The sequence below is a fragment of the Alkalihalobacillus sp. TS-13 genome, from assembly GCF_019720915.1.
Lineage (GTDB): Bacteria > Bacillota > Bacilli > Bacillales > Fictibacillaceae > Pseudalkalibacillus.
In genome coordinates this window covers 3,077,242-3,091,027 of sequence record NZ_JAHKSI010000001.1, presented here as the reverse complement: position 1 = coordinate 3,091,027, position 13,786 = coordinate 3,077,242, and the positions used below count along the sequence as shown (strand labels likewise).

The following is a 13,786-nucleotide window of genomic DNA, read 5'->3' as shown; positions in this document are numbered from 1 at the left end:
GCAAATAAAAAGCCCTCTAACATAAGTAATAAACTGTATCCCGTATAAAAGACATTATAAAAAAGTCCCTTATACGTGAAGATTTTGTGTTACTCACACAAAAAACGGTTTTTAAAAATAAAAAGATAGGGAACGTAGAGAATATTTATAACGAACGAAAAGGAAATAACTAGATAATAATCTAAATGTGTATTGGTTTTTCACTTAAGGAAAACCTAGAAGGTTCTATGGATATCTTTATCGATTACTTTTTTATTTGGTAAGTCCAACAGTTTCTTGTTGAAAATCTCTTAACAGTTTGATGGTCTTTTTCTTTTTAATTCCAAAGAACGCTATTTCTATTATTGCGCCTTTCACACGATCAAAATATACTCCGTTCTATACGGGCTTGATTTTCAACTTCGAGTATTCGCTCTATGAATGTATGGTATGGTATATTATTTTTAGAAGCTTCTTCAGTAAGGATTCTCCATTCAGATTGAATGGTGGATAATTTGAGCGATTCACAATATGTATCAATAGCTTGATTCATTTTCTATCGCTCTCCTTCTTGAAGGAATTGGTCGTAAAAGCTTAGTGATCATGAGTGGTATGACTTCACCATCAATCTGGTAATGGCCAGCTTCTTTCCAATCGACTTGCATCTGTTCTCCAGGTTCTGTTTCATACCGTCGGGTATGACTTTCTTTAAAGACCTTACGATAGGGCTGTACAAACTCTTTCAATATCGTACTGCCACCTGAATAACCTCTTTGTTTAATCTCCTGAATGAGCTTTTCACAATTGAATACATAGTCTTCTTGAATTCGCTTAAGCAGGTAATCTTTATATGGATCTAACTTGGATTCTCTTTTTGAACGTTTCTGTACATGATTTTTCTCCCGTTCACTTAACGCTCTCACAGTATGTCTATGCATCCCCAACATCTCCGCAATATCTGTTTGAGACATACCTCGTTCCAATAATTCTTTCACTTTTCGTTGCTCTCCCTCCAACTTCATGAATTAAATCTCCTCCCCTGTGTTTTGCAATAGAAAAGTACAGAATAATGCAATGGAAAGTACAGAGTGTTGCCACCCAATTCGGTCATGACTTTGACAATGCATTCGTTAGTCGAAAACTTTGACCATGAAATGAAAGTATATGTGCGTGGTGAATCAAGCGATCCACCAACGCTGCTGTTAATCTGGAATCTGTGAAGATGTTATCAACGGTGGTAAAATCCTCAATAACAACGGTACCAAATTCCCCACTAATAACGGATAATCATTCTATATAACATAGTAGACATGGAGTGTAGGATGATGGTTCAGACAGGGGAATTTTTTATGATTAGAGAACTGTATCAAAAAGGGTGGTCAATAACGGCGATTTCAGACGAAACCGGCTTTGATCCCAAAACAATACGAAAATACATAAAGACAGATGAACTACCTAGAAGGAAGCAAACCACTACAAAGAAGGAAAGTAAATTAGAGCCTTATAAAGAGTACCTCAAAACAAGAGTTCAAGAAGGAACAACAAACTGTTCAGTCTTATTTGATGAGATTGAGGCGATGGGCTACAAAGGGAAAATGACTATACTCAGGGATTTTGTAAGGCCCTTCCGAACAAGCCCTAAAAAGCAGGCCACAGTTCGGTATGAAACGGCTCCTGGAAAACAAGCACAAATGGATTGGGGACACATCGGTAAGTATGAAGTAGATGGAAATTTGAATGAGATATATGCTTTCACGATGGTCTTAAGCTATTCACGTATGAAGTACATAGAGTTCACTGACAGTATGGATTTAGAAACGTTAATGAAGTGCCATATGAATGCTTTTGCTTATTTCAATGGTGTACCTGAACAAATACTCTATGACAATATGAAAACAGCTGTAATTAAACACAGTCCAGTAGAGATTCGGTTTAATCAAAAGTTTGAAGAGTTCCTGGCTTATTACGGAATTTCACCAAAGGCTTGTAAGCCTTACAGACCACAAACCAAAGGGAAAGTAGAAAACGTAGTAGGTTATGTTAAGAAGAATTTTCTCCAGCGTAGACATTCTAAGACATTAGCTGGCTTAAATAAAGAAGTACGAACATGGTTGGATCAAACGGCTAACCGTAAGGTTCACCAAACAACCCAAGCAACACCAGAAGCTCGTTTCCAACATGAACAAAAATACTTAGCAAAATCGAACTGTAAACCTTTATTCCCTATAAACCACTGGGAAGTACGTTCTGTTAGTAAAGATTGCTTTATTCCTATCAAGGGAACCGATACTCCATACCTTTCCGGTACGTAGGACAAGAAGTAAAAATTAAAGAAACACTTAATCATCACTTAGAAGTCTATGATGTCCACGAGTGTATAGCTAGACACCCGATTATGGTAGGAAAAGCGAAAGAGCATATTCATTTGGAACATTATAAAGGACTGCAAACGACCCCTGTTGGTTTGCCGACCCACAGCCGTTTCCAGTCCCCAGAAATTGAAGTAGAACAACGTTCACTTCAAATCTATGATCAACTGGAAGGCGGTGACCTAACATGAACACCGAACTCCTAGTTGAACGTTTAAAGCAATTAGGTTGGTCTTATACCGCGGACCAACCAGATGGTCTCTTAGAAGATTCATCTAAAAATAATGTATCATATTCCGAGTTTCTATACACGCTTTTGTCTAAGGAAATTGAATATAAGGAAGCAATTGAATTAGAAAAGCGCATTAAAAAGTCTAGGCTGCCTTATGTCAAAACGATCCATGATTTTGATTTTTCCTTTCAACCTAGCTTAGATCAAAAACGTATCAATGAAGCTCTAACAGGAAGATATATTCATCATGGAGAAAACATCATCCTTTTAGGACCGCCAGGTGTTGGTAAAACATACTTAGCTATATCAATGGCTTTTGAAGCGTTGACACAAGGACATACTGCACTGTTTATCACTGCAAATGATTTTATATCTGAGTGCCGGAAAGCTAATAAGGAAGGGCTTATCCAACGAATCATTAAACGTTATTGTCGACCTGATATTCTCATTATGGATGAGATCGGCTACTTTTCATTTGACGAACTAAGTGCTCCTACCTTGTTTCAAATTATTTCTAAACGTTACGAACAGGGTGCCATGATTCTTACTTCAAACAAATCATATGTGGAATGGGGAAAGATCTTTGGCGACGATGTATTGGCCACAGCAATGTTGGACCGCATCGTTCATCATTCCACTACGTTTAATATCAAGGGAGATTCTTATCGGTTAAGGGAAAAGAAAAAAGCAGGCCTTCAGCCAGCTAATATTCGCTAATAATAGGGAATTTGTTTTCGTTGAAATTAGGGTATTTTAAACCGTTATTGACATAAATCTTCTGCTTAATGAATCGTTTTCGTGTGTCGATCGATGGTTTGGCATAGAGATATTTACTGGCCTGGTTCGATTCTTTGATCGTTTGCAGAGCGAGCAGTGCTTCAATAGTCGATTCTGCACCGGAATTCAGATTCAATTCACCTGTATCCCCATTCAATCAATCCGTCATAGCCTCTTCCTGTTTCTGGCTCATACATGGCAAAATCAGCATCGTTGTTTCCGGTGAACCAGGAACCTGCCAGACCTGCGTACTTTGCATATGTTTGACCCATTGGTTGCTTGATAGATTTCCATGAATCCCTGGATGAGCATATTGACGCCATAAGCGAAAATTGCAAGAACTTTGCAACTATCAGGAAATCGTAAGCGTAAAATAACCCCCATCTATTTATAGGTGGGAGTTATTTTACGCTTACTTTCAATCTTGGCAAATGCTAATGAAGTTGAAGATAGAATAATTAGCGCTACTAAACAACCACTAAAGAAGAAACTGATTCCAGGTATTAGTATAACTAGGTAATAAATAGTCACAAAGCCAAAAATGATAAACAAATTAGAAACAGGATTATAAATCATAATTAGGAATGAATTTTTGAATAAAGTTAGATTAGTTTGATTAAAATGAACATAGCCTGCTGCAAAGTAACAAATAGTAAGTAGGAATAGACAAGTTACGATAAGCATTGGGAAGAAAATCATCTGAATCAAACTATGATTTACCGATTGTAACAAAAGGAAATTAATATAAATGAGAGATGAAATAAGTAAAATAATTAACCCGATTTTATTAGAACGGAAAAACTCTTCTTTATAATATATCCAAAAAGTTTTAAAAACTGGAGGGTTATTTTTTAAAAGAAATTGTCTAAGGGTTGCAAACATCGCAATTGTAGATGGAAAGAAGCCGAAAATACCTAGTCCTAATAAGGAAAAAAATATCCACAAAAAATTAATATAAGCAAGCCTAGCAAACCAATTACACATATTATAAATTGTTCCTGAAAGTAACCCTAACTGCATACTAACCCCTCTTTTTTAAAAAATAGTTAAATCTACAATTATAAAATTTCATCTTTACAATAATATAACATGATTTTTTTATTTAATTGTCAAGTTTTTAAAGTGGTAAAAATCTTCTCGAAAAAGTAAAGAAAATACATTAAATATAGCGCTTTCTAAAAATATAATGATAATTAAATAAGATTTGTGTTGAGAGTTGCTGTGATGAATTTGAAGTTATTATTTATTGTAAATAAAATAAAAACAAGGAGTGTTAAGTTATGTTATATCCTATAAATACAGATACTAGAGGGATAATAGATCTAAATGGTATTTGGGATTTTAAATTAGATCATGGAACTGGATTATTAGATGAATGGTACTCTTCTAAACTTCAAGATACTGAAAGTATGGCTGTGCCGGCTTCGTATAATGATATCGGCGTAAGGAGTGAAATCAAAAACCATATTGGTTGGGTTTGGTATGAAAGAGAATTTGCTATTCCGTCATATTTAAAAAATGAACGAATTGTCATCCGCTTTGGTTCGGCGACCCATGTAGCTAAGGTTTTCATTAATGGGAAAACTGTTATGGAACATAAAGGTGGTTTTTTACCTTTTGAAGCAGAGATAAATGATTATTTAATAAATGGTAAAAATAGAATTACTGTAGCAGTTAATAATATTGTAGATGAATCAACTTTACCGGTTGGGAATTATAGTGAAGAAGATGTTGAAGGGATGGGTGAAGTAGTTAGAAATTCTCCTAACTTTGACTTTTTTAATTATTCTGGTTTACATCGTCCGGTCAAGATCTATACAACTCCATTAACTTATGTAAACGATGTAACTATTGTAACGAATTATACAGGAGATACTGGAATAGTAGATTACAAAGTTGAGTTCAACGGAAGTGGTGACGTCTCGGTTAATACAAGTGTAATAGATGAAGCGGGGGCAGTTGTTGCAACTATTGATAGTTCTAATGGTACCTTGAACATTTCCGATGTGAATTTATGGGAACCATTAAATGCTTATTTGTACACATTGAAAATTGAACTGATTAAGGGTGAACAAACACTGGATGTCTATGAACAGCCATTTGGTGTGAGAACAGTTGAAGTGAAGGATGGCAAATTTCTAATTAATAATAAACCGTTTTACTTTAAGGGATTTGGTAAGCATGAAGATGCTCCGATTCATGGGCGGGGTTTTGATGAAGCTATAAACTTAATGGACTTCAACCTACTAAAGTGGATTGGTGCAAATTCATTCCGGACTGCTCATTATCCTTATTCAGAAGAATTAATGCGCCTTGCAGATAGGGAAGGGTTTGTTGTAATAGATGAATCTCCTGCGGTTGGTCTACATTTAAACTTTGCTGCAACTTTATTTGGTAATGTAGAGAAAAGAAATACGTGGGAGGAAATTAAGACGTTCGAACATCATCTAAACGTTATGAGAGACCTAGTTGCCAGGGATAAAAATCATCCATCTGTTGTAATGTGGTCAGTGGCTAATGAACCGGAATCTGAGGAAGAAGGGGCCAAGGAGTATTTTAAACCAATTATTGATTTAACAAGAGAATGTGATCCACAAAATAGACCTGTTACTTTAGTTACTCATATAGGTTCAGATCCTAAAACAGATAAAATAGCCGAGTTAATAGATGTGTTGGCTCTAAACCGATATTATGGATGGTATGTTAACGGTGGAGAATTAGACATTGCAAAAGTGAAATTACGAAATGAACTAGAAGATTGGAATAAACGTTGTCCTGGTAAACCGATTCTAATAACGGAATATGGGGCAGATACAGTTTCTGGTATGCGTGATGTAGAACCTATAATGTTTACAGAAGAATATCAGGTAGCTTATTATCGTGCTAATCATGAAGTGTTTGATGAATTTGATAGGCTTATTGGGGAACAAGCATGGAACTTTGCGGACTTTAATACAAGTCAAGGTATTGTAAGGGTTCAAGGAAATAAAAAAGGGATTTTCACACGTGATCGTAAACCCAAAATGATTGCTCATGAACTCAGGAGCCGTTGGACAAATATCCCTAATTTTGGATATAAATAAGATATAAGCTAGCCTCTTTAAACATAGAGGCTAGCTTTTTTTTGCGAGTGGCAGAACATGCGTGAAAGGGTGGAGGTCCACCTTAGGAGTAAGTGTGGAGTTAGCATCCACAAAATAAATCAACTCATCCAATAACGGGGGATTATTTCAAAATGGGAGATATAAAGGAATAATTAGGAGGAAACGATAGACAGTTGAGATCGTACCGATGGAAAGAGCGGAAATACAAAAATATAAATCTTAATAAAACTTGTATTTCAAAATGATAAAAGAGCCAATACACAAAAGGATACTGATGCATTTCCAATAAACTATCAATAGATAATAAATATTTAAAGTCACAAAAGATAATAATTAATATAAAACTTTATAAGCACCGTATACTCCTTGGTACGTACTGGTCTGTTAGCTTTCTACCCGATTCACCATTACTTTTTAACCAATCACTCTTAATAAGTAGTAAAGATCTTCTCTAAAAAGTAAAGAAAGTATATTAAATTAAACGCTTACATTTTATATAATTAACTTAATATTTAGACAAAGAGGTGTTAATACAAAGTGGGAATGAAAATAAAATTGCGAACTAAGAAAAAAAAGAAATTAAATGGCGACCCATTTAGTGGGTGGAAAGAGAACTTAGCAGGTTATATTTTCATAGCTCCAATGTTTATTGGTACGTCTATACTAGTTCTTTTTCCAATTATATCGTCATTCATATTAAGTTTTACTGACTGGAATTTTGTATCTGGTTATAAAAATGCAAGCTTTGTAGGGATTGATAATTTTAAACGCCTATTTGGAGATCCACTTTTCCTTAAATCGTTAAAAAACAATATCATTATTTTATTGGCAATACCTATCACCCTATTTATTTCTTTATCATTAGCAGCGATAATTAACAAATATGTTTATTTGAAAGATTTTTTCAAGGTCATCTATTTTATGCCATTTATATCTAGTATTGTGGCTGTTGCTGTAGTGTTTCAGGTACTTTTCCATCCAACAGACGGACCAATTAATCAATTTTTAATGTCGCTAGGTGTAGAGAATCCTCCGAAATGGATAGCAGACGTTAGTTTTTCATTACCTTCCGTAATTCTCATTATGGTATGGACTAGTATTGGTTTCTATTTAATAATTTATCTTGCTGGTTTACAAAATATTCCTAAGGAATTATATGAGGCAGCACAAATAGATGGTGCTACAGGGTGGTATCAATTTATAAAGATTACTGTTCCGCTAGTTTCACCTACAACCTTTTTATTATTAGTAACCGGTATAATTTCAAGCTTTAAAATCTTCGACTTAATCATCGTACTAACAAATGGGGGGCCAGCCAATTCAACAATTACTCCGGTTGTTTATCTGTACCAACAAGCATTTATCGAGTTAAGAACCGGTTACGCTTCTGCAATAGCGCTAGTTATGTTTGTTATTATTCTCATTATAACTTACATCCAATTTGTTGGTCAGAAAAAATGGGTTAACTATTAAAAAGAGGGAGGAGAGTTCTTTGGTACAACGACTGGATGTTCGGAAATTAGTAGTAACCATTATTATGGCTATTTTAGGGATTGTGTTTCTCATGCCGTTTGCTTGGATGATCTCTGCATCATTTAAAGTGGAAGGAGATGTATTAACCTTTCCAATTCAATGGATACCTAATACTTGGAATGCTGTAGAAAATTATAAAGAAGTATGGACAGGTTCGATGCCATTCCTTCTATTGTATTGGAATTCTATAAAAGTAACCGTTTTTACCACGCTGACATCGGTGATGATTTCTAGTCTTGCAGCATATGGTTTTGCCAAAATTAATTTCAGAGGAAGAGAGTTGCTATTTGTAATAGTGCTTGCAACCTTTATGATTCCCCCACAAACACTACTTGTTACGCAGTTCTTACTGTATAGATGGATCGGATTATATGATACACATCTAGGTCTTATCTTACTTAACAGTTTTAGTGTATTTGGTACCTTTATGCTTCGCCAGTTTTATTTAGGTATAAGTAATGAAATTATTGAATCCGCACGTATGGATGGTGCAGGACATTTTAGAATATTTTTTCATATAGCATTGCCGCTGGTTCGTCCTGCGATTGCAACCTATGCTATTCTGAGATTTATTTGGACATGGAATGATTTTCAATACCCGCTTATCTTCTTGAGAACAGAATCTTTATATACAATACAGCTAGGTGTTCAAAGCTTCGCAGACCAACATGGGAGTATATATTCGTTAATGATGGCTGCATCTGTATCTGCAATAATACCGCTGTTAATTATATTTATTATTGGGCAAAAGCATGTTATTGAAGGCATTCAATTAGGTGGAGTAAAAGGTTAAATTATACTAAGTTAGTAGAAACTTAATTATGCTGAGAAGCATGGTAAGGTTTTCTATTAAACATAATAAAAGGGAGGAAAAATAATGATTAAAAAATGGGGGCTAATATGGTTTGGAATGATAATCCTTTCTTGGGGCCTAATTGCTTGTTCCGGTGGTGAATCGGATAATTCAAGTAATGTGGAAGGGGAAAGCGAGGTAAAGCTGAATTTTGTACATTGGGTAAATGAAGATGTTGGAAAATGGGAACAGTTAATAAATGAATATGAAGCAGAGAATCCAGGAGTTAAAATTGAATCAACGCCTCTCGTAGAAAACATGGATACAGCCAGTTATTATAAACAACTGGATTTACTTGCATCTGCAGGTGAAAAATTGGATGTGGTAATGTTTTCTACTGCATATGATCTTGCTAAAAGGGTAGATGCAGGTTTAATGGCACCAATTAATTCATTTCTTGATGAAGAAGGAATAGATATTAATCAAACGTACAAAAATTCGTATTCACCAATTGATGGTCAATATTACGGATTGCCAATGAAGAATGTTACAACTCTCGTTATGCTTAACAAAGAGCATCTAGATGAGGCGGGATTAGAGATACCTACTGATTGGACTTGGGAGGATTATAAAGACTATGCTAAAGCGATGACAACAGATGAACACTATGGCTCATATTTGCATAGTTGGCATGATGTTCACTCTTCTTTAAAATTGCAAGGAAGTAAAGAGAATAATAATCTCTTAAAAGCAGACGGAACTTCAAATACAGAAAATCCATTAGTTAAAGAGTCATTAAAATTACGATATCAATTAGAGGAAGTAGATAAGTCTTCTGTTCCATATTCTGATATATTATCTCAGAAACTTAACTATCGGCAACAATTTTTTACAGGCGAAGCAAGCATGATTCCGATAGCAAGTTATATGGTAACGGAATGGGGAAGCTTTACACCAGACTTTGAAATTGCTTGGGCTCCATGGCCAAAGAATAATTCGGATAGTGAAATATATGCAGGAATGGGTGGTGACTTAATAGGTATTGCAGAGTCTTCTGAACATAAACAGGAGGCATATGATTTTATTCGTTGGATGTCAACAGAAGGAATCTCAGATCAAGGTTTATGGGTGCCGTCATGGACAGAAGCTGATCTTGAAAAAACGTTGAAGAAGTTAGTAGAAAGCACACCAAAACCGGAAGCGATTGACATGGAGTCATTACTTTACACCTTAGAAGTCACTAATCCAACAGAAACATTTGCACCACCAAGTTATTATGCAGAAGTGATAAAAGAGTTTAGTGCAGAAGTAGAAAGATACTTATTAGGAGAACAAGATATTGATACAACAATGGAGAACATTCATAAAAGAGTACAGGCAGTAATTGGTTCCAATAAATAAAAATAAAGAATTGTATAATGTAGGGGGGATAAAGTGCTATTCTCCCTGCATTTTTACTGTTAGAGTCTTGTCCTTAAAGCGAAATGACTCTCTGTAAAAAATTGAGAACCTGAGGACAAGTAGGTGGTGTTTAACATGATCTCGTTTCTGAAACGGCTCAATAAATTATCATTACGATACCGTATCATAACTGCGGTTATATTATGTATTGTCTTACCTTGGATTATAACATATTTTGTTTCAAATTATTTAACAAAAGATGTACTTGAAGTAAGAGCTGTCAAGCAATCGGAAGATTCATTAAGAATGATTGAGATGAATTTAAATGAATCTTTAGATGATCTGATATATATTTCTAACTTTGTCCAGTTTGACGTAGAATTCAACAGATTATTAAAATCATATCGATTAATAGATGAAAATTCTTCAGATGCGGACAAGAAAATTGCATTACACAATATGAAAATATCTAAACAATTAGATAGGATTACAGATTTACTTGGGCCATCCTATATAACTATATTACTTGAAGATGGTCTATATTACGCAAATTATCCTATATATGAATATAATCCTTTAGACTTCCATCAAAACACATGGTTTTATAGTTTAACTAATTTGAATTTTTATGAAACATATTGGATAGGCACAACCTCAAATTATATTCAATCTGATAGTGAAAACAACCCCTATCTAATAAGTATGGGAAGAGCACTTAAATCTGGTTCTGGAAATGCATATGTAATAGTCAGTACCCATGAATCTGAAATAAGTCAGGAATTTAGCAATTTCTCAAGCGAGAAAAACAATATATTCTACTTAGTAGATGAAAAAGGAGTCGTTCTTTCAAGTACAACAAAAGATGAAATTGGCGAGAAACTTCCTTTTAACTTGTCAAAGAGTGCTCAGTCAGTATCTTATCAGGAAAAAAGACATTTGCTTGTGACATATCCAGTCTCTTATACTGATTGGAAATTAGTGAGTCTTGTTCCCTATAGGGAAACAATTGGGGATATAAATATGTTATCAAGAACCACTATATTTATACAGGGAGTATTCTTGCTGTTATTTTTGATAGTCTTAATTACTCTTATAAGAGAAACTACAAAACCAATAACCACACTTAGTAATGTTACAAAGGAAGTTGAGCAAGGAAATATAATGGTAAGAGCTAATATAGAAGGAAACAATGATGTGGCACAATTAGGGCAGTCATTTGACGATATGTTAGACAGAATTGAGGAAATGATAAATCAAATAAAATTTAAAGAAGAAGCTAAAAGAAGAGCAGAATTAGAAATGTTACAGGCTCAAATAAATCCACATTTCCTTTTTAATGTATTAAATGCTATAAAGTTAAACTTAACATTGAATGGTGATAAGGATAGCTCTAAACAAATCCAATCCCTATCCTCCTTACTAAGAATGACCATCAATAGAAATAATGAATTTATTCCGTTACAAGAAGAAATTGAGATTATTCAACATTATGTTAATCTAATGAACTTTAGGCATAGCCAAGATATAGTTTTAGAGTTGAACATGGATTTTAATACAATTGACATAGAAGTTCCTCGCTTCTTCTTACAGCCAGTAATCGAAAATGCTATTATTCATGCTTTTCATAATAGTGAAGGCAAGATTACAATAGATACTGCGATTAGTAGTAACAATCATTTGCTTATAAAAGTTAGTGATGATGGAATTGGGATGAGTCCAGAAAGACTAGAAGAAATGAAGAGCAGAATCTTTACCAAGGAAATTCATGAAAGTAAGAGAAATCACCATTCTTTTAATGGAGTTGGTATAAAAAATGTATATCAACGCATGCGGATTATTTATGGGGAAGCATTCGCAATGGACTTAAAAAGTAGTTTAGGAAAAGGAATATCCTATACTTTTCATATTCCAAAGGAGAAGTGATGAGATGTATAAAGTTGCATTAGTGGATGATGATGTACTTGTTTTAAGATTCCTGGAGAAGATGATTCCCTGGGAAGATTATGGTTTTAAAATCGCTGGTTCGTTTAAAGATAGTATGGAAGCATATGATCATTTAAAAACAAAAGGATATGATGTGTTAATTACGGACATTGGAATGCCTAAATTAGATGGAATTGAATTAATTTCCTTACTAAATAATAACGGAGTAGATTTGTTTAATGTAATTTTATCATGTCATGATGAATTTCATTATGCACAACAGGCACTTAAATTAGACGCCTTTGATTATCTATTAAAAGAGTCCATGGATCAGGAAAAAATAGAAGAATTATTAAAACGATTAAAAAAGGCCATGGATAATAAAAGACAAAGGGAAACAAAAAGTGATAAGATTTCTAGTTTTTTTAAAAAAAATAAAACTAAATTAAAAACAGAGTTTATTGAAAAACTCCTGGAAGATAATTATGTAGATGATGATTCATGGTGGAATGAGCAAGGGGAACTCCTTGAGATGAATTTTTCTTATGAACATTACACACCTGTATTGTGTTTTATAGATAAAAGTGTTGATGCTATTGAAAAATATGAGAAACAGACCTTACTTTATTTTAGTATAGATAATATCGTTATTGAGATCTTAAATAAGTACCGATTGGATATACAAATCTTTTATCTGCAAAGCAAATTCTTTATTGTATTTCCACATGGGGAAGAAAACCCTGGTGTTATGTACACAAAAATTGGACACGTCTTACAAGAGATTCATAGTAAACTAGAAAGTCATTTAAAAATAACAATCACTTCGGTGATTGGAAAAGGTAATAAACTACGAAAAGGGTTAATTAATTCAATGAAAGAATTGTTGCAGAAAGAAGAACAACGTTTTTACTATCAGCATCGCTCTATTCAACATCTTAAAATATTACCTTTTGAGAAGCCAGCTATTCTAGAAGACTATATTGAAATTGTAGAAAAAATAACGTCGTCGATTATACAAGAAGATGAAAGAAGAGTTACAAATATTATAAAAAAGCAGTTAAATGAAATGAGAAACTCTAGGTGTGAGCCATCAATTGTACAGGACTGGGCTGTAAAACTAGTCTTGGACATAAATCAAAGATTGCAAACGTTTACTTATTTTGAAGATTCTATCCTTACGAGTATGACAGATAAATTAGTGAATCAAGTTTATACCTTAGATCATTTGGAAGAGATGGTCATAGGAATTTGTAAACAATTGATCCTTCATCTAGAAAAGATGGATGATATTCCCAAAACCGGGGAAATTGCGAAAGTGCAAAAGTATGTCCAGATGAACATTCATAAAAAAATAACATTAAACGATGTTGCTAATTATTTACACTTAAATCCTAGTTATTTCAGTAGATTATATAAAGAGGTTACTGGCGAAAGCTTTGTTGAATACGTAACAAGAGTCAAAATGGCAAAAGCAAGAGTATTATTAAGTGGCACAACGAAAACAGTTGATCAAATTTCGGTGGAGCTTGGTTTTGAAAGTAAAAGTTATTTTTTAAAAAAATTCAAGAAATTTTACGGAAATTCACCAAAATCCTATAGATTTAAAGAAGGGGTTTAGTACTAGGTGAAAATAACTAGACTCTTTCATTTTTAAACTATTTTAAGTTTTTTTAAT

At 33.9% G+C, this 13,786-nt stretch carries 12 protein-coding genes and 1 pseudogene; 8 read left to right on the top strand and 5 right to left on the bottom strand.

All coding sequences use genetic code 11. The features are described from left to right. Nucleotides 1–515: 515 nt before the first annotated feature. Complete coding sequence (locus KOL94_RS14810) at nt 516–1,001, bottom strand: helix-turn-helix domain-containing protein (protein WP_221567165.1); 486 nt, start codon at nt 999–1,001, stop codon at nt 516–518. 85 nt (nt 1,002–1,086) lie between these two features. After that, nucleotides 1,087–1,257 carry an ATP-binding protein gene (locus KOL94_RS14805; RefSeq protein ID WP_221567739.1) on the bottom strand — a complete coding sequence of 57 codons (171 nt, stop codon included), beginning with the start codon at nt 1,255–1,257 and terminating at the stop codon, nt 1,087–1,089. A gap of 47 nt (nt 1,258–1,304) precedes the next feature. On the opposite strand from KOL94_RS14805, the pseudogene istA reads away from it, so the two are divergent. Both istA and istB read left to right on the top strand, forming a co-directional pair. Further along, a pseudogene (gene istA / locus KOL94_RS14800) lies at nt 1,305–2,539 on the top strand (IS21 family transposase). After that, complete coding sequence (istB, locus tag KOL94_RS14795; RefSeq protein ID WP_221567164.1) at nt 2,536–3,297, top strand: IS21-like element helper ATPase IstB; 762 nt, start codon at nt 2,536–2,538, stop codon at nt 3,295–3,297. Before istA ends, istB begins: the two are co-directional and overlap by 4 nt. Here istB and KOL94_RS14790 read toward each other — a convergent pair. From KOL94_RS14790 to KOL94_RS14785, 3 genes are all read right to left on the bottom strand, one after another. Beyond that, nucleotides 3,284–3,514: a hypothetical protein gene (locus tag KOL94_RS14790; RefSeq protein WP_221567163.1), complete on the bottom strand. Its 231-nt coding sequence runs from the start codon at nt 3,512–3,514 to the stop codon at nt 3,284–3,286. The genes istB and KOL94_RS14790 overlap by 14 nt on opposite strands. Further along, nucleotides 3,495–3,629 carry a hypothetical protein gene (locus KOL94_RS25315; RefSeq protein ID WP_260412329.1) on the bottom strand — a complete coding sequence of 45 codons (135 nt, stop codon included), beginning with the start codon at nt 3,627–3,629 and terminating at the stop codon, nt 3,495–3,497. The genes KOL94_RS14790 and KOL94_RS25315 overlap by 20 nt, the downstream gene beginning before the upstream one ends. A gap of 112 nt (nt 3,630–3,741) precedes the next feature. Beyond that, on the bottom strand, nt 3,742–4,377 hold the full coding sequence (locus KOL94_RS14785; protein ID WP_221567162.1) for a YesL family protein: 636 nt from the start codon (nt 4,375–4,377) through the stop codon (nt 3,742–3,744). Nucleotides 4,378–4,637: 260 nt separating this feature from the next. Here KOL94_RS14785 and uidA point away from each other — a divergent pair, with 260 nt between their 5' ends. The 6 genes from uidA to KOL94_RS14755 all read left to right on the top strand — a co-directional run bounded on the left by uidA (nt 4,638) and on the right by KOL94_RS14755 (nt 13,729). Next, the gene (gene uidA / locus KOL94_RS14780; RefSeq protein WP_221567161.1) at nt 4,638–6,440 is read left to right on the top strand and encodes a beta-glucuronidase; all 1,803 of its coding nucleotides are present in this window, start codon (nt 4,638–4,640) and stop codon (nt 6,438–6,440) included. A gap of 564 nt (nt 6,441–7,004) precedes the next feature. After that, on the top strand, nt 7,005–7,934 hold the full coding sequence (locus KOL94_RS14775; RefSeq protein WP_221567738.1) for a carbohydrate ABC transporter permease: 930 nt from the start codon (nt 7,005–7,007) through the stop codon (nt 7,932–7,934). Nucleotides 7,935–7,953: 19 nt separating this feature from the next. Next, on the top strand, nt 7,954–8,787 hold the full coding sequence (locus KOL94_RS14770; protein ID WP_260412328.1) for a carbohydrate ABC transporter permease: 834 nt from the start codon (nt 7,954–7,956) through the stop codon (nt 8,785–8,787). An 84-nt stretch (nt 8,788–8,871) separates the two neighbouring features. Further along, nucleotides 8,872–10,188 carry an ABC transporter substrate-binding protein gene (locus KOL94_RS14765; RefSeq protein WP_221567160.1) on the top strand — a complete coding sequence of 439 codons (1,317 nt, stop codon included), beginning with the start codon at nt 8,872–8,874 and terminating at the stop codon, nt 10,186–10,188. A 135-nt stretch (nt 10,189–10,323) separates the two neighbouring features. Next, nucleotides 10,324–12,111, top strand: coding sequence for a sensor histidine kinase (locus KOL94_RS14760; protein WP_221567159.1), 1,788 nt, complete (start codon nt 10,324–10,326; stop codon nt 12,109–12,111). A gap of 4 nt (nt 12,112–12,115) precedes the next feature. Further along, on the top strand, nt 12,116–13,729 hold the full coding sequence (locus KOL94_RS14755; protein ID WP_221567158.1) for a response regulator transcription factor: 1,614 nt from the start codon (nt 12,116–12,118) through the stop codon (nt 13,727–13,729). Nucleotides 13,730–13,786 lie beyond the last annotated feature (57 nt).